General features: G+C 49.0%; 20 protein-coding genes, 3 pseudogenes and 2 riboswitches. All 23 genes and pseudogenes read left to right on the top strand.

Annotation, left to right across the window (positions count from 1 at the left end):
• Position 1 precedes the first annotated feature (1 nt).
• The 23 genes and pseudogenes from BBI15_RS05995 to BBI15_RS06090 all read left to right on the top strand — a co-directional run bounded on the left by BBI15_RS05995 (position 2) and on the right by BBI15_RS06090 (position 20,429).
• Positions 2-325: a thioredoxin family protein gene (locus BBI15_RS05995; protein WP_068868750.1), complete on the top strand. Its 324-nt coding sequence runs from the start codon at positions 2-4 to the stop codon at positions 323-325.
• 35 nt (positions 326-360) lie between these two features.
• A riboswitch (SAM riboswitch) is annotated at positions 361-465 on the top strand.
• Positions 466-555: 90 nt separating this feature from the next.
• Positions 556-1,581 (top strand): methionine ABC transporter ATP-binding protein, encoded by a 1,026-nt coding sequence (locus BBI15_RS06000; RefSeq protein WP_068868751.1) that lies wholly within the window; start codon positions 556-558, stop codon positions 1,579-1,581.
• Positions 1,574-2,240, top strand: a pseudogene (locus BBI15_RS06005) (methionine ABC transporter permease). The gene BBI15_RS06000 and the pseudogene BBI15_RS06005 overlap by 8 nt, the downstream one beginning before the upstream one ends.
• A 94-nt stretch (positions 2,241-2,334) precedes the next feature.
• Positions 2,335-3,168 carry a MetQ/NlpA family ABC transporter substrate-binding protein gene (locus tag BBI15_RS06010; protein WP_068868752.1) on the top strand — a complete coding sequence of 278 codons (834 nt, stop codon included), beginning with the start codon at positions 2,335-2,337 and terminating at the stop codon, positions 3,166-3,168.
• Positions 3,169-3,454: 286 nt separating this feature from the next.
• Complete coding sequence (locus tag BBI15_RS06015; RefSeq protein ID WP_068868753.1) at positions 3,455-4,621, top strand: dicarboxylate/amino acid:cation symporter; 1,167 nt, start codon at positions 3,455-3,457, stop codon at positions 4,619-4,621.
• A 102-nt stretch (positions 4,622-4,723) separates the two neighbouring features.
• A complete protein-coding gene (locus tag BBI15_RS06020) occupies positions 4,724-5,254 on the top strand; it encodes a hypothetical protein (RefSeq protein WP_068868754.1) in 531 nt (176 codons plus the stop codon).
• Positions 5,255-5,453: 199 nt separating this feature from the next.
• A complete protein-coding gene (locus BBI15_RS16535; RefSeq protein ID WP_167358029.1) occupies positions 5,454-5,609 on the top strand; it encodes a YuzK family famiily protein in 156 nt (51 codons plus the stop codon).
• Between the two features lie 345 nt (positions 5,610-5,954).
• Positions 5,955-6,734: a Fe-S cluster assembly ATPase SufC gene (gene sufC / locus BBI15_RS06025; RefSeq protein ID WP_068868755.1), complete on the top strand. Its 780-nt coding sequence runs from the start codon at positions 5,955-5,957 to the stop codon at positions 6,732-6,734.
• Between the two features lie 18 nt (positions 6,735-6,752).
• Complete coding sequence (gene sufD, locus BBI15_RS06030; protein ID WP_068868756.1) at positions 6,753-8,057, top strand: Fe-S cluster assembly protein SufD; 1,305 nt, start codon at positions 6,753-6,755, stop codon at positions 8,055-8,057.
• A complete protein-coding gene (locus BBI15_RS06035; RefSeq protein ID WP_068868757.1) occupies positions 8,057-9,283 on the top strand; it encodes a cysteine desulfurase in 1,227 nt (408 codons plus the stop codon). The genes sufD and BBI15_RS06035 overlap by 1 nt, the downstream gene beginning before the upstream one ends.
• A complete protein-coding gene (gene sufU, locus BBI15_RS06040; RefSeq protein WP_068868758.1) occupies positions 9,273-9,713 on the top strand; it encodes a Fe-S cluster assembly sulfur transfer protein SufU in 441 nt (146 codons plus the stop codon). Before BBI15_RS06035 ends, sufU begins: the two co-directional genes overlap by 11 nt.
• A 20-nt stretch (positions 9,714-9,733) precedes the next feature.
• Complete coding sequence (gene sufB / locus BBI15_RS06045; RefSeq protein WP_068868759.1) at positions 9,734-11,131, top strand: Fe-S cluster assembly protein SufB; 1,398 nt, start codon at positions 9,734-9,736, stop codon at positions 11,129-11,131.
• A gap of 146 nt (positions 11,132-11,277) precedes the next feature.
• The gene (locus BBI15_RS06050; RefSeq protein ID WP_068868760.1) at positions 11,278-11,463 is read left to right on the top strand and encodes a hypothetical protein; all 186 of its coding nucleotides are present in this window, start codon (positions 11,278-11,280) and stop codon (positions 11,461-11,463) included.
• Between the two features lie 312 nt (positions 11,464-11,775).
• Positions 11,776-12,635: pseudogene (locus tag BBI15_RS06055) on the top strand (DUF72 domain-containing protein).
• Positions 12,635-13,465 carry a sulfite exporter TauE/SafE family protein gene (locus BBI15_RS06060; protein ID WP_068868761.1) on the top strand — a complete coding sequence of 277 codons (831 nt, stop codon included), beginning with the start codon at positions 12,635-12,637 and terminating at the stop codon, positions 13,463-13,465. Before BBI15_RS06055 ends, BBI15_RS06060 begins: the two are co-directional and overlap by 1 nt.
• Before the next feature lie 13 nt (positions 13,466-13,478).
• Positions 13,479-14,447: a bifunctional metallophosphatase/5'-nucleotidase gene (locus tag BBI15_RS06065; protein ID WP_335645705.1), complete on the top strand. Its 969-nt coding sequence runs from the start codon at positions 13,479-13,481 to the stop codon at positions 14,445-14,447.
• Positions 14,444-14,821, top strand: coding sequence for a bifunctional UDP-sugar hydrolase/5'-nucleotidase (locus tag BBI15_RS16775; RefSeq protein WP_335645706.1), 378 nt, complete (start codon positions 14,444-14,446; stop codon positions 14,819-14,821). Before BBI15_RS06065 ends, BBI15_RS16775 begins: the two co-directional genes overlap by 4 nt.
• 72 nt (positions 14,822-14,893) lie before the next feature.
• Positions 14,894-15,075: riboswitch (Lysine riboswitch) on the top strand.
• A gap of 109 nt (positions 15,076-15,184) precedes the next feature.
• Positions 15,185-16,758, top strand: a pseudogene (locus tag BBI15_RS06070) (Na+/H+ antiporter NhaC family protein).
• A gap of 199 nt (positions 16,759-16,957) precedes the next feature.
• The gene (locus BBI15_RS06075; protein ID WP_068868762.1) at positions 16,958-18,502 is read left to right on the top strand and encodes a sodium-dependent transporter; all 1,545 of its coding nucleotides are present in this window, start codon (positions 16,958-16,960) and stop codon (positions 18,500-18,502) included.
• Between the two features lie 12 nt (positions 18,503-18,514).
• Positions 18,515-18,637: a MetS family NSS transporter small subunit gene (locus BBI15_RS16405; RefSeq protein ID WP_157101632.1), complete on the top strand. Its 123-nt coding sequence runs from the start codon at positions 18,515-18,517 to the stop codon at positions 18,635-18,637.
• 166 nt (positions 18,638-18,803) lie between these two features.
• The gene (locus BBI15_RS06080) at positions 18,804-19,127 is read left to right on the top strand and encodes a YutD family protein (protein ID WP_068868763.1); all 324 of its coding nucleotides are present in this window, start codon (positions 18,804-18,806) and stop codon (positions 19,125-19,127) included.
• A gap of 83 nt (positions 19,128-19,210) precedes the next feature.
• Positions 19,211-19,669 carry a DUF86 domain-containing protein gene (locus BBI15_RS06085; RefSeq protein WP_068868764.1) on the top strand — a complete coding sequence of 153 codons (459 nt, stop codon included), beginning with the start codon at positions 19,211-19,213 and terminating at the stop codon, positions 19,667-19,669.
• A complete protein-coding gene (locus BBI15_RS06090) occupies positions 19,656-20,429 on the top strand; it encodes a TIGR01457 family HAD-type hydrolase (protein WP_084632771.1) in 774 nt (257 codons plus the stop codon). Before BBI15_RS06085 ends, BBI15_RS06090 begins: the two co-directional genes overlap by 14 nt.
• The last annotated feature ends 22 nt before the right edge of the window (positions 20,430-20,451 follow it).

Consider the following 20,451-nt stretch of genomic DNA (forward strand, 5'->3'; position numbering starts at 1 on the left):
AATGAACGAATGGACACATAAAGAATGGCTCAAGGAAAAAAATACACAGCCTGTTTCAGCTTATTATCTGTACACGCCGATGTGTGGTACCTGCCAAGTGGCCAGCAAGATGCTTGGAGTAGTGGCGGAACTTATGCCAGAACTTCCGATGGGCAAAGCCAATTTGAATTATGTACAGGAAGTCGCGGAACTTTATGAAGTCGAAAGTGTGCCATGCCTGCTGATTTCACGGGACGGCAAAGTGACGGACAAGATCTATGCTTTCCAATCTGTGCCGCATTTGTATGAGAAATTGAAATCGGTTGACGAATACAGCCAGCCATGATAAATTTAATTTCTGAAATTAACTTAATAGCGTAACTCTTATAAAGAGAGGTGGAGGGAAGTGCCCGATGAAGCCCGGCAACCGTCATGAAAATGAAATGGTGCCAAGTCACTCAAAGTGGAAACTTTGAAAGATGAGAGAACGGTTTATTGTGTTTACACATGCGCCTTTCTGCTTATCTGAGCAGGAAGGCTTTTTTATTAGCAAAAGATTTAGGAGAGTGCCCAACCATGATTGAGTTAAAAGGATTGACGAAAGTATTCGACACCGGCAAAGCACGCTTGACGGCTGTCGACCATGTCGATTTGACAGTGCCGGCAGGCGAGATTTTTGGCATCATCGGCTATAGTGGAGCGGGGAAAAGTACTTTGATCCGCCTGCTGAATGGCCTGGAAAAGCCGAGCGAAGGTTCCGTTGAGATCAACGGCCAGAACATCACGGCGATTTCGGGACCTAAGCTCCGGAAAGCCCGCCAGAAGGTCAGCATGATCTTCCAGCATTTCAATTTGCTATGGTCACGGACAGTCCGTGAAAACATCGAATTCCCACTCGAGATCGCGGGAGTGGAAAAAGAAGAGCGCCGCAAACGTTCAGCGGAATTGATTGAATTGGTTGGCTTGGAAGGGCGCGAGAATGCGTACCCTTCTCAGCTATCCGGCGGGCAGAAGCAGCGCGTCGGTATCGCCCGGGCGCTCGCCAATGACCCGGAAGTCTTACTTTGCGATGAGGCGACATCGGCGCTCGACCCGCAAACGACCGATGCGATTTTGGATTTGCTGGTCGATATCAATAAACGCCTCGGCTTGACGATCGTGCTGATCACCCACGAAATGCACGTTATCCGGAAGATTTGCCACCGCGTAGCTGTTATGGAAGGCGGGCGCGTCGTCGAGCTTGGCGAAGTGCTGAATGTCTTCCAGCATCCAAAGGAAGACATCACGAAGCGCTTTGTCGCCCAAGTGACCGAGACGGAAGATTCGGCAGAGACTGTCCGTCATTTACGTGAACAATATCCGGAAGGGCAATTGGTCAAATTGATCTTCGTCGGGGACCAGGCAGAGCAGCCGATCCTGACCCAGCTGATCCGCGAGCATGCGGTGGAAGTCAATATCGTCCACGGCAATATCTCCCACACCCAGCGCGGGGCATACGGGACGCTGATCCTTCAATTGAAAGGCGCAGCGGATGAAACCGCGAAGGCGTTAGCCTTCCTCGGTGCCCATGATGTACAGACGGAGGTGATGGGCGATGCTTGAAACTTTATTCCCGAACGTTGACTGGCAGGATATGTGGGAAGCGACATTGGAAACGATTTACATGACGGCAATGTCCACACTTTTTACATTCATTATCGGGCTCGTGCTCGGGTCATTTTATTCCTGACCGCCCCCATCAATTATGGGCCAACAAGATCGTCAATTGGCTGACTGGCGCATTCGTCAATATTTTCCGTTCAATTCCGTTCATCATCCTGATCATCTTGTTGATCCCGTTCACGAAATTCATGATCGGGTCGATCCGGGGGCCGAATGCGGCGCTGCCGGCATTGATCATCGGCGCTGCCCCCTTCTATGCACGCATGGTATTGATTGCCTTGAAAGAAATTGACAAAGGCGTCATCGAGGCGGCTCGTTCGATGGGAGCGACGACTTGGACAATCATCCGTAAAGTCTTGTTGCCGGAATCCAAACCGGCATTGATCTCTGGAATCACCGTTACTGCCATTGCTTTAGTGGGCTACACGGCCATGGCAGGCATCATCGGGGCCGGTGGGCTTGGCACACTGGCATTCCTGGATGGCTTCCAAAGAAGCCGGGAAGATGTCACGCTGATGGCGACTATCGCAATCTTGGTCATCGTTTTCGCCGTTCAGTTTATCGGGGACTTTTTGACCGGGAAAGCGGATAAGCGCTGAACATCATTACGGTATGGCCGATTTATTTGAAACGGGCGATCATTGCCCTTGAGTTAAAAAACTACATCTTATAGAAGAAAAGGGGAATTTTGTAATGAAAAAATTAGTATTCGGTTCATTTGCAGCAGTACTGGCTTTGTCGGCTTGTGGCGCAGAAGAAGAAAGCGGCAATGGCGGGGCTCAGGAAGGGGAAACGAGCACATTGACGGTCGGGGCATCCAACGTGCCCCACGCCCAGATTCTGGAGGAAGCCAAACCGCTCCTTGAAGAGCAGGGTATCGAACTTGAAATCGAAACGTACCAGGATTATATCCTGCCGAACCAGGATCTTGAATCCGGTGACCTGGACGCTAACTATTTCCAGCACACACCTTATTTGGAATCGCAAATTGCCGACCATGGCTATGACTTCGTAAGTGCGGGCGGCATCCATATCGAGCCGATCGGCGTTTATTCTAAAGAGTATTCATCTTTGGAGGAACTTCCTGAAAATGCAACGATCCTCATGAGCAATTCAGTCGCTGACCATGGCCGTATTCTGGCGATGCTTGAAGCGGAAGGCTTGATTGCCTTGGAAGAAGGCGTTGAAAAAACGAGCGCGGAAGTTGACGATATCGTAGAAAACGAGAAAAACCTTCAATTCGATACAGAATACGAAGCGGCACTTCTTGTGCAAATGTACGAATCAGGTGAAGGTGATGCAGTATTGATCAACTCCAACTACGCGATCGATGCAGGATTGAACCCTATGGAAGACGCGATTGCGCTAGAGAGCTCTGATTCGCCTTATGCGAACATCATTGCTGTCCAAGCTGGAGACGAAGAAAATGAAAATATCCAAGCGCTTGTCGATGTATTGACCTCGCAGGAAATCCAAGACTTCATCCTTGAAGAGTGGAATGGCGCGATCGTTCCCGTTGAACAATAAGAAGTCGAATAGGCCACAGGCAGAGAAAGCATTTCCTGCCTTGTGGCTCATGCAGCCCGGTCGGAAGGGTTGATAATTATCAGCCGGTTCTTTCCTTATTAAGGAAAGAACCGGCTTTTTGTTGATGGTGTATTAAACAGAAGAGCGGAGCACTATCAATATTGGTTATTTTTTCGGAATAATAAAAATATTACGTGTTTTAATAAAAAGCTATTAGCTTTTCGAAAACTATGGTAATTTCACATAATAACCAATAAACAACTGTTTACACAGGGAGGACAAGATCATGAAATTTCAATTCGGTTTGCTGCCGCGGATTGTGCTGGCCATCGTGCTTGGCGTACTCATCGGCTCAGTGGCGCCAGAAGCGCTCGTGCGTGTCTTTGCTACGTTCACGGGAATTTTCGGCGGGTTCTTGAATTTTATCGTGCCATTAATCATTCTTGGATTTATTGCACCAGGCATTGCAAAGCTCGGAAAAGGATCCGGGAAATTATTGGGGCTTGCGACAGCTGTCGCCTACTTATCCACAATCGTGGCAGGCATTTTGGCATTTATCGTGGCATCCTCAATATTGCCGAATTTGATGGAAGGCGGGTCGCTCAACAATTTGGATGATCCGGCGAATGCGCTTGCTTCGAGTTTTATCGACTTGGAAATCCCACAATTGTTTGGGGTGATGAGCGCCTTGATCTTAGCATTCCTGCTCGGTATCGGCATGGCTTCTACAGGGAGCAAGACGATGGCGGCGTTCTTCGAAGAATTCCAAGAAATCATTGAAAAAGTTATTTCATACATCATAATTCCCCTATTGCCATTCCACATTTTCGGTATTTTTGCGAACATGGCTTACGGCGGGGCAGTAATGGAGATCCTTTCATTGTTCGCGGTGGTCTTCATCTTGATCATCATTTTGCATTGGACCATGCTCACTGGCCAGTACACCACGGCTGGTGTATTGAGAAAGAAAAACCCGTTCGCTTTGATCCGGACGATGCTTCCGGCATACTTTACGGCACTCGGCACACAGTCTTCAGCAGCTACCATTCCAGTCACTTTGCGCCAAGCACGTAAAACAGGCGTCAAAGAACGTGTGGCAGATTTCACGGTTCCATTGTTCGCAACGATCCATTTATCGGGCAGTACCATCACGCTCGTAACTTGTGCGATCGGCGTGATTTTATTGACTGGGCAGTCCCCCTCATTCGGCAGTTTCTTCCCGTTCATTCTCATGCTCGGCGTGACAATGATCGCAGCTCCCGGCGTTCCAGGCGGCGCGGTCATGGCAGCGATCGGGTTGCTGGAAGTAATGCTTGGCTTCGACGAGACGATGGTCGCTTTGATGATTGCCTTGTATATGGCGCAAGATAGTTTCGGGACTGCAGCCAATGTAACTGGAGACGGGGCCTTGGCGAATATCGTCGACCGTTTCACTCCATCACAAAAAGCATGAATTATGCCGGAATTCAATGAATTCCGGCTTTTTTCTGCTCTCTATACGGATAAAACGGGCTGTGCTATCATATGCTGGATATGAAAATCAGGAGGCACGAACATGAAAAAAATCACCATCCTCGGTATATCTGCTGCCTTGTTGCTTGCGGCATGTGGAACCGAACAATCGACTGATACAACTGAAACAACTTCTGGCTCCGCTACAATGGAGACGGGCAAAGAAAGCATCAAAAGCCAATTGATGCAATTTTACCTCTCCGTTTCAAAAGATATAAATAAAGTAGACGCGCAATTGAACGAGTTTGAAATTGCCCAATCCGAAGACGCCTTGCCAGCCGGAGAAGAACTTTCGGAAATGAAAGAAGCCGCTATGTCATCCGCTGAACAAGCGATGCAAGCAGTGGACTCGATCGAAGTCCCGGGCGCGCTAAGCGAACATCAGGAAGAAATCAGCGGTGCGCTGGACTCGATCACTGCATCTTACGGGATGAAGATTAAAGAACTTAAGACGGATGCGCCTGATTTCGGGGCGGCTGCTGATAAGTTTGCCGAAGCTGACGCTGCTTTAAATAAAGTACTGGAAGAAAACGGCTTGATTGCATCAAACCTTTACAACGAAGTAAGTCAATAAATTGGGGGAGCTGTCCGTAAAACGGGCGGCTTTTTCTATATATTCCCAAAAACTATGACGATATGTTCATTTTCAGATAAATTAGATTATTCAACTTGTTTAATCCATTGAAAGTCGGGTATACTTTAAAAAGTAAAATACGAAAACTCGAAAGGAATGGTTTATTATCGATTCTCAAGGTATTGAAAAGACGGAAAAAATGGAACAGGCATTCAGAGACGTACACGGGTACGGACTGAACGAATACCAAAATGACCCGCAAAAAATCCTTGAAGTTGAAAAGCGCCGCGAGCAGGATTATCGCCAAGGCCAGACGGTTGCGGCACAGATCGAGCGCCAAGCGCACCGCGAATAGCAATAGATAACCGATCCATATATACCCGATCATGAAATGAAGCTGCCGGACAGAGGAATCCCTCTGTCCGGTTTTTCTATGTCTGGCAAGTGGCAACCTAGTATTCGGAGTGCGCTTTATTGAAATGAATTCTCATTTAGCCCAACTTTATTGAAAATGAAGGGAATTAGCGGGGCACTCCGGTTATTGCGCATCGACAGCAGGAAATACGGATTTCAAAATGGTTTTTGTCGAAGAAATTGAGCCGGTTTTAACATTTGCTACTAAAGTGAATATAAGTTAAGATTAGAATGATACTAATTAAGAGTGCGAGGCATTCTTCAATAACATTATGGAGGTATTTACATGTCAACTTTGGTCATTAAAGATCTACACGTTGAAATCGAAGGAAAAGAGATTTTAAAAGGTGTAAACTTAACTCTCAATACAAGCGAAATCCATGCCATCATGGGGCCGAACGGTACAGGGAAATCCACCTTGGCGTCAGCTATCATGGGGCATCCAAAATATGAAGTGACACAAGGTACGATCGAATTGGACGGGGAAGACGTTTTGGCGATGGAAGTCGACGAACGTGCACGTGCAGGCCTCTTCTTGGCTATGCAATACCCAAGTGAAATTTCTGGCGTCACCAATGCCGACTTCATGCGCTCTGCGATGAACGCCCGCCGTGAAGAAGGCGACGAAGTTTCATTGATGAAATTCATCCGTGAACTGGACAGCAAGATGGAAACTCTTGCGATGGACCAGGACATGGCACAGCGTTACTTGAACGAAGGCTTCTCAGGCGGCGAGAAGAAACGCAACGAAATCCTTCAGATGATGATGATCAAACCGACATTCACCGTACTTGACGAAATCGACTCCGGTCTCGATATCGACGCATTGAAAGTCGTATCCGACGGCGTTAACCAAATGAAAGGCGAGAACTTCGGCTGCTTGATCATCACCCACTACCAACGCCTGTTGAACTACATCACGCCTGACCATGTCCATGTCATGATGCAAGGCCGCGTCGTAAAATCCGGAGGCCCTGAGCTTGCGCATAAACTGGAAGCGGAAGGCTATGACTGGATCAAGGCGGAACTCGGCATCGAAGACGAGACTGTCGGACAAGAAGCATAATTGGAAGGAGAGACTAACGTGACGGTTGAAACAAAATTAACGATGACCGAGCAGGATGTACGCTCCTTCTCGGCTTCGCACTCAGAACCAGAAGAATTTACGAATTTGCGCGTACAGGCTTTGGCTGCTGCCGAAGCGTTGCCGCTCCCAAAACCGGATAAAACGAAAATCATCAATTGGAATTTCACCGATTTCCCGGCACATACTGTAGAAAGCTCGACTTACTCTTCGTTGGACGAGTTGCCTGAACAAGTGAAATCAATTGTCGATTTGGAACAAAAAAACCTGTATATCCAGCACAACAATACGCCGGCTTTCGTCTCTTTGGACGAAAACCTGAAAAAACAAGGCGTCATTCTGACGGATATCCAAACAGCAATCCGTGAACACGGTGAATTGGTCGCTAAATACTTCATGACAGAAGCGGTCAAAGCGGAAGAGCACAAACTGACTGCACTTCATGCAGCATTGCTGAACGGCGGGATTTTCCTTTATGTCCCGAAAAATGTCGTCATCGAAGACCCGGTCCAAGCAGTCTTCCTTCACGACAACGACGAAGCGTCGCTGTTCAACCATGCATTGATCGTGGCGGACAAGAGCAGTGCTGTCACATATGTCGAGAACTATATTTCCACCGTGGCTAAAGCAAAAGGCCAGGCGAATATCGTTTCCGAAGTCTTTGCAGAAGACAACGCTCAAGTCACGTACGGCGCAGTGGATGTGCTCGCTGAAGGATTTACGGCTTACGTGAACCGCCGCGGAGTCGCACAGCGTGATGCACGCATCGAATGGGCGCTCGGGCTGATGAACGACAGCGATACAATTTCCGATAACACGACTTTCCTAATCGGCGACAATTCAGTCGGCGATACGAAAACAGTAGTAGTCGGCAGAGGTGCGCAAAAGCAGAACTTCACGACACAAGTCATCCATTGGGGCAAAAACTCCGATGGGCAGATCTTGAAGCATGGCGTCATGAAAGATTCGGCCTCCTCTATCTTCAATGGCATCGGCAAAATCGAACACGGCGCGACGAAAGCTAACGCAGAACAGGAATCACGCGTTCTCATGTTGAGCCCGAAAGCACGCGGCGATGCAAACCCGATCCTCTTGATCGATGAAGATGATGTGACAGCAGGGCATGCGGCGTCGGTCGGCCGCGTCGATCCGGTTCAATTGTATTATTTGATGAGCCGAGGCATTACAAAACAAGAAGCTGAACGTCTTGTTATTCACGGCTTCCTGGCACCGGTTGTAAACGTGTTGCCAATCGAAGGCGTTAAAAAGCAATTGACGGAGGTTATCGAAAGGAAAGTCCGCTAATGAATCCAGAGATCAAAAGCTATTTCCCGATACTCAAGCAGGAAATCAATGGACATCCACTCGTCTATTTAGACAGTGCGGCGACTTCACAGAAGCCGACACCGGTCATCGAGGCGCTGAAAGAATATTATGGGTCAGACAATTCCAATGTCCACCGCGGCGTCCACACGCTCGGCAACCGGGCGACAGAGAAATATGAAGGCGCCCGCGAGAAAGTGCAGCAATTCATCAATGCGAATTCGACACAGGAAATCGTTTTTCTGCGCGGCACAACGACCGCAATCAACTTGGTCGCCCAAAGTTATGGGCGTGCCAATGTGGAAGAAGGCGATGAGATTGTCATCACGTATATGGAACATCATTCGAACATCATTCCTTGGCAGCAGCTGGCAAAAGAACGCGGCGCTGTCCTGAAATACATCGAACTTGAAGAAGATGGGACCATCTCGCTTGAAAACGTCCGAGCGGCCATTACCGACCGGACGAAAATCGTGTCGATGGTTTACGTATCCAATGTGCTCGGCACGATGAACCCGGTGAAGGAAGTGGCGAAAATCGCCCACGAACATGGCGCGGTCATGGTTGTGGACGGAGCACAAGCTGCGCCTCACTTGAAAATCGATGTCCAGGATCTGGATTGCGACTTCTTCGCATTTTCCGGCCATAAAATGGTCGGCCCAACCGGAATCGGCGTCTTGTATGGCAAAAAGCAATTGCTTGAAGCCATGGAGCCTGTCGAGTTCGGCGGAGAGATGATCGACTTTGTCGGATTATACGATTCGACATGGAAAGAGCTGCCGTGGAAATTTGAAGGCGGTACACCGATCATTGCCGGGGCAGTCGGCCTGGCTGCAGCCATCGACTTCCTGGAGGAAATCGGGCTGGATGCAATCGAAAAACACGAGCACCATATGGCAGCCATCGCGATGGACAAGATGTCGGCGATTGAAGGGCTTGAGATCTATGGCCCGGAAGACCCGGCGAAACGTGCAGGGATCGTCACTTTCAATTTGAAAGAAGTCCATCCGCATGATGTGGCGACTGTGCTCGATATGAGCGGCATCGCTGTCCGCGCAGGCCACCACTGCGCACAGCCATTGATGAAATGGCTTAATGTGACAGCGACAGCACGCGCAAGCTTCTATCTGTACAATGACGAATCGGATATCGATCGCCTCGTGGAAGGCTTGCGTTCTGCAAAGGAGTATTTTAGCGATGTCTTTTAATAACTTAGATCAATTATATCGGCAAGTGATCATGGACCACTACAAGACGCCCCGCAACAAGGGGACGCTTGAACAGGACAGTGTCAATATCGAGATGAACAACCCGACTTGCGGCGACCGGATCCAATTGACGCTGCAAGTGGAAGATGGCATCGTCAAAGACGCCAAATTCGACGGGGAAGGCTGCTCGATTTCCATGGCATCTGCCTCCATGATGACGCAAGCCGTCAAAGGCAAAGACGTGGACACGGCATTGAAGCTGTCTGGAATCTTTTCGGACATGATGCTGGGCAAAGAGTACGACGATTCAGTGGACCTTGGGGATATTGAAGCATTGCAAGGTGTTTCCAAATTCCCGGCGCGTATCAAATGCGCGACCTTAGCGTGGAAAGCCATGGAAAAAGGTGTACACGACGAAGAAAAATCGTAACAGAGAACGGAGGAACGACGATGGCGAAAAAAATGCCGGAAATCGGAGATTATAAATATGGGTTCCATGACAAGGATGTCTCCATCTTCAGATCCAAACGCGGTCTGACGGAAGACATTGTCAGAGAAATTTCGAAGATCAAGGAAGAACCGGAATGGATGCTCGAGTCACGCTTGAAAGCGTTGAAACTATTCTATTCCATGCCAATGCCGCAATGGGGCGGAGATTTGAACTCACTGGATTTTGACGAAATCACGTATTACGTCAAACCTTCTGAAGCGAGCCAGACTTCATGGGATGAAGTTCCTGAAGAAATCAAGCGCACGTTTGACAAACTTGGAATTCCTGAAGCGGAACAGAAATACCTTGCGGGTGTTTCCGCTCAGTACGAATCCGAAGTGGTCTACCACAACATGAAAGAAGACCTTGAAGAGATGGGCATCATCTTTAAAGACACGGATGCGGCCCTTCGTGAAAACGAAGACCTCTTCAGAGAAAACTTCCAGACCGTCATTCCAGCAGCCGATAATAAGTTTGCCGCATTGAATACTGCGGTTTGGTCAGGCGGGTCATTCATTTACGTACCAAAAGGCATTAAAGTGGAATCCCCGCTTCAAGCCTATTTCCGTATCAATTCGGAAAACATGGGGCAATTCGAGCGTACCTTGATCATCGTTGATGAAGGCGCGAGCGTCCATTATGTAGAGGGCTGTACAGCACCGGTCTACACGACGAACTCACTGCACTCTGCTGTAGTTGAAATCATCGTGAAAAAAGATGCTTATTGCCGTTACACAACGATCCAAAACTGGGCAAACAATGTCTATAACTTGGTGACAAAGCGTGCTTTCGTTGACGCGAACGGCACGATGGAATGGATCGATGGCAACATCGGTTCAAAATTGACGATGAAATACCCTGCAGTCTTCCTTAAAGGCGAAGGGGCACGCGGCATGACATTGTCGATCGCCATCGCCGGCAAAGGCCAGCACCAGGACGCAGGCGCGAAAATGATCCATTTGGCGCCGAATACGTCATCATCAATCGTCTCCAAGTCGATTTCGAAGCAAGGCGGGAAAGTTTCTTACCGCGGAATCGTGCATTTCGGCCGCAAAGCGGACGGCGCACGTTCGAACATCGAATGCGATACATTGATCATGGATAACCAGTCGACATCCGACACAATTCCTTACAACGAGATCATGAACGACAACGTTTCGCTTGAACACGAAGCGAAAGTATCCAAGGTCTCTGAAGAGCAATTGTTCTACCTGATGAGCCGCGGCGTTTCTGAGCAGGAAGCGACAGAAATGATCGTCATGGGCTTCATCGAGCCATTCACAAAAGAATTGCCGATGGAGTACGCAGTGGAAATGAACCGTCTCATCAAGTTCGAGATGGAAGGTTCAATCGGTTAATCAATCCATCAATCCCCGGCATGAAAATGCCGGGGATTTTTTGCCGTTATGAAGCCCCTTATTTCGTGGACTGCAGATATTTCGTTTTAATGTTTTTTGAGAGGGTATACAAAAGGTGTAGGAAATATAAAAGGAGGTTTTTTCTGATGAGCCAGACTTTTGACGCCTTAAAAGAGAAAATCAGCAATGCCGATATGAGTGAAGCAAAAGAAATTATCACTCAAGTCAAGCAAGCGTACGATGACGGCAAGATTGATGAAAACGAAAAAAACGAATTAATGGACCTTGCAAAATCCAAGATCGGTGGAGGCGGGCTCGGAGGTTTATTCTGAGATTCTGAAACCTAATGAAAAAATAAGCTTTGGCATCCGTATAGGTTTGCCGAAGCTTATTTTTTCATGTTCGTTCATGCTGCCTGATTAGCCGCTTTGCCTGTAGCCATGACCGAATTGCATATAATGCCAACTCGAAGGGGGCCAATCATGCTTATTCGCTGAAACCTCCTGAATCACAAAGTCCTTTTGGTAGAAATAATGCAGGCAGAGAATGTTTAGTGGATACAGCATTTACTGCGCGAAGCCCAAAAAGGACGGCTGTTTTTTTCTATGCTATCATAAAATAATAACGAAAATGGAGGCAGGACGATGATTTATGTTGGATTGACGGGCTGGGGGACCATCCGGATGTCTATAGCCCCGGTTCGAAACAAAAGGATAAATTGATCGATTACAGTGCGCATTTTCCGATTGTGGAACTGGATTCCTCATTCTATGCAGTCCAGCCCGAGCGCAACATCAGCAAGTGGATTCGGGAGACGCCGGACAATTTTCAATTTGTCGTAAAGGCATATCAAGGCATGACAGGACATCAACGTGGTGAAAACCCGTTTTCCAGCCGCGAAGAAATGTTCGAAGCATATCGATTGTCTGTCAGGCCGCTTAAAGAAGCGGGGAAGTTGGCAATGGTGCTATTGCAATTTCCGCCTTGGTTCGACTGCCAGAAAGAACATGTCGATGAAATCCGCTCGATTATTTCGGAACTGCAGGAGTTTGACTTAGCTATCGAATTTCGCCATCAATCCTGGTATGCAAACGGCATGAAAGAAAAAACGCTGGAATTTCTCCATACGCATGGATTGATCCATTCGGTCTGCGATGAGCCGCAGGCGGGGGATGGGTCGATTCCGCTCGTCCCAGAGTCAAGCCGCAAAGATAAAGTACTGCTGCGCCTGCATGGGCGTAATGTCCATGGCTGGTTGAATCCAGGGAATGCCGAAAAGTGGCGGGAAGTCCGTTATCTGTATGATTACAACCGTACGGAATTGGAAGAGATCAGCGCCGCCGTGAAGCGCCTCGAACAGCAGGCAGAAATAGTCTATGTCATCTTCAACAATAATTCAGGCGGGCATGCAGCAGGCGATGCGAAAGAATTCCAGGAACTGAACAACTTGCGTTTCGAGGGACTGTCCCCGAAGCAGCTTGACCTGTTCGAAGGCGGGTTTTGATGATCTTCCTAATCCTTCTGCTGGCGGGACTGGCTTCAGGGATCGTCGGTGCACTCATCGGTCTTGGCGGGGGCGTCATCTTGGTGCCGGCGCTGCTGTTCCTAAGCTCTTCCGTCAGCACATTCCCGGACTTATCCCCTCAAGAAATTGTCGGGCTGTCGGTCGTCATGATGATCTTTACGGGCTTGTCGTCGACGCTTGCCTATATGAAAGTCAAAACTGTCGATTACCGGAGCGGCTTTATCTTCTTTCTTGGCAGCGCGCCAGGGACGATTGTGGGCGCTTTCGTCAACCGCAGCCTAGATATCCCCTCTTTTCAATTATACTTCGGCCTGCTGTTGGTATTCTTGTCGCTCCTTCTATTGTTGAGGGATCGCCTGAACGCGGTAAGCTGGTTTGTGAATAATGGCAAAAAGCAAAGCTTTTATGACCGCAAAGCCGATAAAGAATATGTTTACGGCTATCCCGTATGGTTTGCGCTTGCCCTGACCTTTTTCATCGGCTTCGCATCCGGGCTGTTCGGCATCGGTGGCGGTTCGATCCTGGTGCCTGCCATGATTTTGCTGTTTTTATTTCCCCCGCATGTCGCGGTTGGCACATCGATGCTGATGGTCTTTTTATCTGCCATCGTCAATTCCATCACGCATATCTCGCTCGGCAATGTGCCGTGGATCTATACGGTAGCCATCATCCCATCTGCATATATCGGTGCGAAAATCGGGGCGAAGCTGAACCGCAGCATTAAATCCGAGACGCTGGTTGTCGTGCTGCGGTTAGCGTTATTATTACTTGGCCTCCGTTCGATTTACGAAGGAATTTTCAGTTCATAATGAGGTGTTTGACATGAGTGAAACCATCCATATTTATCATACAAACGATTTGCATAGCCATTTTGCACATTGGCCCCGCATCCAATCCTTCCTGACGGAGCGCAGGCGCTGGCACGAGGAAGCGGGGGATATATGTTTAGTGCTTGATATCGGCGACCACGTTGACCGCTCCCATCCTTTCACCGAAGGAACGGCTGGTAAAGGCAATGTCCAGCTGCTCAATGAAGCGGGCTACGATGCCGTCACTATCGGCAATAATGAAGGCATCACCCTATCCAAAGCGGAGCTGGACGAATTATATGTGCAGGCTGATTTTTCCGTCGTGGTCGCTAATCTAGTGAATCTGGACGGCAGGCAACCGGAGTGGGCAAGCCCGAGCCAAATCATCGAGACGACAGATGGCACGAAAATCGGGCTGATCGCTGCAACAGCCGAATTCACCCCGTTTTATCGGCGCCTGGGCTGGGAAGTGACGAGTGGCCGGGAAGCCATCAAACGGGAAGCGGCCAAAATGCGCCACTCGGTCGATTTCCTCATCTGCATGTCCCATCTTGGAATCAGGGAGGATGAGCTGTTGGCAGCGGAATGTCCCGAACTCGACATCATCCTCGGGGCCCATACCCATCACCTCTTTCACCAAGGAAAAGAAATCGGTGGAACATTGCTCGGTGCTGCCGGAAAGTTCGGCTATTATATCGGCCATATTGAAATCGATATAGCGTCACGCAAGATGACGGCGGAAGTGGTCGAGACCGATCAGCTGCCTGAAGCCGATGAAGGGTTCAATGAACACTTGGTTGGCGTCGGCAAGCAACAAATGGCTGAAACCGTATTTTTTAACGAACATCATTTGAAAGCTGAATGGTTCAAGCCTTCTACGATGGCAGAGCTGTTTGGCGATGCACTGGTTTCCTTCGCATCGGCGGATTGCGGGTTGTTCAATGCCGGGATATTCATGGAGGATATGCCCCGGGGGAAATGACACGCTATGACTTCCACCGCATGCTGCCGCATCCGATCAATCCGTGCGTCATCGATCTTAGCGGTGCAGAGTTGAAGGAAATTTACCTTCAGTCATTGAATGAGGACTGGCCGCAGCTCGAACTGAAAGGGATGGGATTCCGGGGAGCGGTGTTCGGCCGCATGATCCATAATGGTTTGGCCATGCATGATCATCAATTGCTCGTCGGGGGGCAGCCTGCCGAACCGGATCGCGTTTACCGGTTAGCGACGCTCGACTTGTTCACGTTCGGCTATTTTTTCCCTGCCTTGAAACGTGCGCCGAAGAGCTATTTCATGCCGGAATTCCTGCGTGATGTCTTCAGTGATTATTTCCGCATGAAAACCGTTAAATAGAAGGAACATTCAAAATGGACTGTTAGTTGATTTTAAGGCCTTTTTGGGCTATGATTTTGTATGAATTAGATATCGATGGGTAGAGGCTGCAGCCTTCATCAGTAGAATGTGCGAGTTTGACCGCGTTGACCGCATTCGAAAGGGGAGCTTGCCGAAATTTCCGTCTCCGGGTCAAGGGGCGGCGATTGGGGGCATTTCGAACAGGGATGCCACTGTCATTTGCAGCAAATTGCAGATGGAGAGCTACAGGGTTGTTTGATGCTTGTGCACACAGACGAATTGTAGGAAGCCGGTTTATCCATTGGATAAGCCGGCTTTTTTGGTCTAGGCCTTACCATCAAAATGAATAGGAGGAATCTAATTATGGAAAATACGATCTTTTCGATACTGCCGCCGATTATCGCGATTGCGATGGTGCTGTTGACGCGGCGTGTATTGCTGTCGCTCGGTGTGGGCATTGTGGCAGCGGCGCTGATCTTGACCTCGTTCTCGCCGGTATCCGCGGTGAACGAATTGTTCACGTCGTTTGCGGTGATTTTTTGGGATGGGGGCTTTAATGCTTACAATGTGTTCATCATTTTGTTCTTATTGTTGCTCGGGGTCATTACCGCATTTGTCAGTTTGTCAGGGGGCAGCCACGCGTTTGCCGACTGGGCATCCGCCCGTGTGAAGACACGCCGCGGTGCAAAAATAGTGACTGTATTACTCGGCATCTTGATCTTCATCGACGATTATTTCAACGCTTTGGCGGTTGGGCAAGTCGCCCGGCCGATTACGGACCGCTATAAAGTTTCGCGTGCGAAGCTTGCCTATTTCATCGATTCGACCGCTGCCCCGATCTGTGTCGTGTCCCCCGTATCGAGCTGGGGAGCGGCGATCATCGGCATCATCGGGACAATCCTCGCTGGACAGACCTTCCTGGATTATTCTGCGCTGGAAGCGTTCCTCTGGATGGCACCGATGAACTTTTACGTCATCGCGGCACTGGCCATCGTGTTCTTCGTCGCCATCCGTGATGTGGACTTCGGGGAAATGAAAAAACATGAGCGTTTGGCGATTACGGAAGGCCAGTTATTCAATCCGGATAAAGTGATCCCCGGTGAAATGAAAGAAGATTTCCCGAGTCACTCGCATGGCCGCGTCCGTGATTTGCTGTTGCCGATCCTGCTATTGATTGCGGGAACGGTCTCGGCGATGATATGGACAGGATATGTAAACGCCGGGGAAGTATTCGATATTTGGCTCATCTTTGAAAACACCGATGTTCCATTGTCCTTGATCACAGGCGGAATCATCGGTGCCCTTGCAGCGATCATCCTTTATGCATTGCAGATCAAGCGCAACGAAGCGGCTGAAGCGCATTGGATCGCCAGAGGGATCTGGGCGGGCATCCAATCGATGGCTGGCGCTGTCTTCATTTTGATATTCGCCTGGTCGCTGACGTATTTGATCGGTGCTTTGGAGACCGGTACGTATCTTGCTGACGCCGTCGCGCGCGGCAATGTGCCGACAAGTGTCCTGCCGGTCCTGTTGTTCTTGCTTGCTGGCGTCATGGCTTTTTCCACGGGCACCTCATGGGGGTCTTTCGGGATCTTGCTGCCGATTGCCGGGACGATCATGATCCAGGCGGAACCTGAACTCTTGCTCGCTTCCTTGTCTGCAGTCTTGGCAGGGGCAGTGTTCGGGGACCATTGTTCACCGATCTCGGATACGACCATCCTGTCGTCGACGGGAGCAGGAAGCAACCATATGGACCACGTCGTGACACAGCTTCCTTATGCATTGACCTCTGCAGCGATTGCAGCAGTAGGGTATATCGTCATAGGGTTCACCGGATCCCTGCCGATCGCTCTGGGGCGGTAGCTATTGTACTCGCAATACTATTCGTTTTATGGTCTAAACGCACAACCCCAATGGAAAAGCATGGACATAACTAAGATTTGAAAGGCGGAGATAGTTTATCTCCGCCTTTTTATTATTACTATAATAGTTTTCTTCATAAATTTTCAGAAATTATCTTTACTTTAAACATGGTCCTAGTTATACTGAATTTATATTCTAAAATAATCTGAATATAAACAAACTTCCTATTTTTCTGTTAAAAAAATGGAAGTTACCAACAAAGGGGGAAGAGAAATGGAGCGTTCTACATGGGGAACGAGAGCCGGCTTCATCATGGCGGCGGTCGGTTCAGCAGTAGGGTTGGGGAATATTTGGCGATTCCCGTATGTAGCTTATGAAAATGGTGGGGGAGCATTTTTTATACCTTATTTATTCGCATTATTGACTGCCGGTATCCCGATATTGATCATGGAGTTCTCGATCGGTCACCGTTTTCGCGGCTCAGCCCCGCTATCCTTCTTTAGGATGAGCGGCAAGAAGGCTGAATGGATGGGCTGGTGGGCGATTTTTGTATCGTTCGTCATCTCCGTTTATTATGCGGTCATTATTGCGTGGGCAATGCGTTACACTTTATTCTCATTCAATCAGGCGTGGGGAGAGGACACGGAAGGCTTCTTATTCAATGACTTTCTCCAGTTGACTGTATCACCAGGCGAGACAGGGGGGATCGTCTGGGGGATATTCATTCCATTAGCGATCGTATGGATCATCACGCTTGGCATTTTGCTTGCCGGAGTGAAAAAAGGAATTGAAATGGCCAACCGGGTATTTATCCCGGCATTAGTCATTATTTTCCTGATTATTGTCATCCGGGCCGTCACACTTGATGGCGCAATGCTGGGGCTCGATGCGTTCTTCAAGCCTAACTTTGAAGCCATCATGGACCCGACTGTATGGGTTGCGGCCTATGGGCACATTTTCTTCAGTTTATCGATTGCTTTTGCGATTATGATCACTTATTCCAGTTATTTGCCGAAGAAATCCGATGTCACCAACAATGCGTTCATTACCGGGTTTGCGAACTCAAGTTTCGAGCTCCTTGCTGGTATCGGGGTGTTTGCGGTACTTGGTTTCATGGCGACGCAATCAGGCGTAGAAGTGGCAGATGTTGCATCTGCGGGCGTCGGGCTGGCATTCGTTGTGTTCCCGGCGATCATCAATGAATTTCCAGGGCTCAACGGCCTCTTTGGCTTCTTGTTCTTCCTGTCATTGACACTTGCAGGACTCACATCACTCATGTCGATTACAGAGACCTATGTTGCAGGGTTCACCGAGAAGTTCGGTATCTCGCGCCGCAAAGCAGTTGCATTCGGCGGCGGGCTTGCAGCCTTAATTTCGATTCTTTTTGCGACACAGGGCGGCTTGTTTTTCCTGGACATCATCGATTACTTCATCAATCAATTCGGTGTGGCAGCTCTTGGGCTGGTTGAAGTCATCATGGTCGTTTGGGTCTTGCGTAAAACTAAGCATTTGCAGGATCATGCCAATGCAATTTCCGATATCCGGCTTGGCGGCTGGTGGAAGTTCAGCCTCGGTGTCATCACTCCGATCGTTCTCGGATACATGATGTTCGGCTTGCTTCGTTTGAACATCTTCCAGCAATTCGAAACGGAAACCGGGAACTATGAAGGGTATTCCAATATGTTCACATTGTTCGGCGGTGTAGCCGTCGCAGCGGGCGCCCTGCTCTTCGGCATCTTGTTCTCGCTCGGCAAGTGGCATAAAAACTATCGTTATTATGATGAGCATTCCGAGCATCCGGTACGCGAAAAAGAATAAGGAGGGATCGACATGTCAGTTAGCGCGATTGTAGTCATGATTATCGGTATGATCCTCCTCTGGGGAGGGCTTGCAGCGAGCATTTTCCATGCTGTGAGATCGAGCAAAACAACCAAAGCAGAAGACTTAGGATGATATGGAAAACCTCTGGCAGGCGGCTGCCGGAGGTTTTTTTGTTTATCGATGGGATGATAGCGCAGCTTGTCCATCCAGCCTTGGTGTGATACATTTGAAGCAGGATTCACAGCAGAATGATGCAGGCTCAGGCTTTTGTCATTACTAGGTATGGATGGTGAGGATATTGATCACGATTGAAAAGTGGAACTACGAGGTGATCGAGGATCATCGCGGAGGGTTTCAGGAAGAAGCAATCCAGAACAGGTACAGCGATATTCTGGCCAAATATGATTACATCCTGGGCGACTGGGGATACGGACAGCTTCGCCTGAAGGGGTTTTTTGAGGATAGCAATAACAAGGCAAGCTATGATACGAAGATCAGCACGCTCCAGGATTATTTATACGAATACTGCAATTTCGGATGCTCTTATTTCGTCTTGAAAAAGGCTGGGAAAGCGCCGGAACCAGAAGTGCAGGAACAACCGGAACCCCCCGAGGCGGATTGAGCCGCCGGGGGTTTTCTTGTGCCCATATGATATGATAGAGAAGAAACGCATCAGCGAGCATCAGCAAAATGGAGGGACTCAATATGTATTTTATCGACCGTGGAAAAATCAAGAAAGCCATCACATACATGGATGCGCTTATCGCTCTGTATGAAGAGAACGGCGAGTGGAATTCACTGAAAGACCAATTGGCTCTGGAACGCCTTGCTTTGGGGGCGATCGAAGCGGTAATCGACGTCGGAAATTCCATGATCGATGGTTTTATCATGCGCGATCCGGGTAGTTACGAAGACATCATCGATATACTCGTGGATGAAAAAGTGATCACTGAAGGAATGGACCAGCCCTTGAAAGAGCTCGTCGGCCTGCGTAAGATGCTGGTGCGCGAATTCATTGCGGTCGACCACTCAGAGATTACACGGGTAATGGATGCCCATTTGGATAGTTTGAAACAATTCGGGCCGAAAGTGGCCCATTATCTTGAACACGAACTTGGCCCGGTCTCTGCGTTCATCCCGGAGAACAACAATGGAAAAAATTAAGCGCTACAAAGCCTATTGCCTGGATCTGGATGGAACGGTTTACCGGGGAGAGGCGCCGGTGGAAGCCGCTGCCCAATTTGTCAGCCGCTTGCAAGAACAGGGCATCGAAGCTTTTTACATTACGAATAACGCTTCCAAAACACTTGGGCAATTGCATGAAAAATTGTGGCGAGTCGGGGTCGTTGCGGATAAGTCACGCATCATGTCTTCGGCAGTTGCGGCAGCGAAATACATCAAACGCTGGTATCCCGGCCGCACCGTCTACTTGATCGGCTCGGAAGGCCTTCAGGAAGCGCTTGATGCGGAAGGGATCGCGTGTGTTGAAAAGCAGGCGGATATCGTTTTGATGGGACTCGATCCGCAAATCACTTATGCGAAACTTTCACGCGCTTGCCTTGAAGTCCAAAAGGGGGCAGTATTCTTGTCGACCAACCAGGACTTGGCATTCCCGTCGGAAGAAGGGTTTCTACCGGGAAACGGGGCCATAACGGCCGTGGTGTCAAAAGCGACAGATGTGGACCCGGTCTTCATCGGAAAGCCGGAAATCCATATGCTCGAAACCATCCAGCATGAATGGGGCTTCGAGAAAGAGGAAATGGTGATGATCGGGGATAATTACGATACCGATATCCAGGCGGGAATCCGCTTTGGTATCGACACGGTCCATGTGAATACTGGCGTGACCCCGATGGATGCGGTTATGCAAAAAGACCAGCCTGCAACACACATGCTTGAGAACCTGGGTTTTTGGGAGCATTAAAAAAAGCCGTCCAAAAGGCGGC

Source organism: Planococcus plakortidis, from assembly GCF_001687605.2.
Taxonomy (GTDB): domain Bacteria; phylum Bacillota; class Bacilli; order Bacillales_A; family Planococcaceae; genus Planococcus; species Planococcus plakortidis.

What these genes read in the sequence shown, in the direction of transcription:
- BBI15_RS06015 (WP_068868753.1), top strand. Translation starts at nt 3,455, where the DNA reads ATGAAATTTCAATTCGGTTTGCTGCCGCGGATTGTGCTGGCCATCGTG.
- BBI15_RS06065 (WP_335645705.1), top strand. Translation starts at nt 13,479, where the DNA reads ATGAGTGAAACCATCCATATTTATCATACAAACGATTTGCATAGCCAT.
- BBI15_RS06020 (WP_068868754.1), top strand. Translation starts at nt 4,724, where the DNA reads ATGAAAAAAATCACCATCCTCGGTATATCTGCTGCCTTGTTGCTTGCG.
- BBI15_RS06035 (WP_068868757.1), top strand. Translation starts at nt 8,057, where the DNA reads ATGAATCCAGAGATCAAAAGCTATTTCCCGATACTCAAGCAGGAAATC.
- BBI15_RS16405 (WP_157101632.1), top strand. Translation starts at nt 18,515, where the DNA reads ATGTCAGTTAGCGCGATTGTAGTCATGATTATCGGTATGATCCTCCTC.
- BBI15_RS06085 (WP_068868764.1), top strand. Translation starts at nt 19,211, where the DNA reads ATGTATTTTATCGACCGTGGAAAAATCAAGAAAGCCATCACATACATG.
- sufB (WP_068868759.1), top strand. Translation starts at nt 9,734, where the DNA reads ATGGCGAAAAAAATGCCGGAAATCGGAGATTATAAATATGGGTTCCAT.
- sufU (WP_068868758.1), top strand. Translation starts at nt 9,273, where the DNA reads ATGTCTTTTAATAACTTAGATCAATTATATCGGCAAGTGATCATGGAC.
- sufC (WP_068868755.1), top strand. Translation starts at nt 5,955, where the DNA reads ATGTCAACTTTGGTCATTAAAGATCTACACGTTGAAATCGAAGGAAAA.
- BBI15_RS06090 (WP_084632771.1), top strand. Translation starts at nt 19,656, where the DNA reads ATGGAAAAAATTAAGCGCTACAAAGCCTATTGCCTGGATCTGGATGGA.
- BBI15_RS06010 (WP_068868752.1), top strand. Translation starts at nt 2,335, where the DNA reads ATGAAAAAATTAGTATTCGGTTCATTTGCAGCAGTACTGGCTTTGTCG.
- BBI15_RS05995 (WP_068868750.1), top strand. Translation starts at nt 2, where the DNA reads ATGAACGAATGGACACATAAAGAATGGCTCAAGGAAAAAAATACACAG.
- BBI15_RS16535 (WP_167358029.1), top strand. Translation starts at nt 5,454, where the DNA reads ATGGAACAGGCATTCAGAGACGTACACGGGTACGGACTGAACGAATAC.
- BBI15_RS06000 (WP_068868751.1), top strand. Translation starts at nt 556, where the DNA reads ATGATTGAGTTAAAAGGATTGACGAAAGTATTCGACACCGGCAAAGCA.
- BBI15_RS16775 (WP_335645706.1), top strand. Translation starts at nt 14,444, where the DNA reads ATGACACGCTATGACTTCCACCGCATGCTGCCGCATCCGATCAATCCG.
- BBI15_RS06060 (WP_068868761.1), top strand. Translation starts at nt 12,635, where the DNA reads ATGATCTTCCTAATCCTTCTGCTGGCGGGACTGGCTTCAGGGATCGTC.
- BBI15_RS06075 (WP_068868762.1), top strand. Translation starts at nt 16,958, where the DNA reads ATGGAGCGTTCTACATGGGGAACGAGAGCCGGCTTCATCATGGCGGCG.
- BBI15_RS06050 (WP_068868760.1), top strand. Translation starts at nt 11,278, where the DNA reads ATGAGCCAGACTTTTGACGCCTTAAAAGAGAAAATCAGCAATGCCGAT.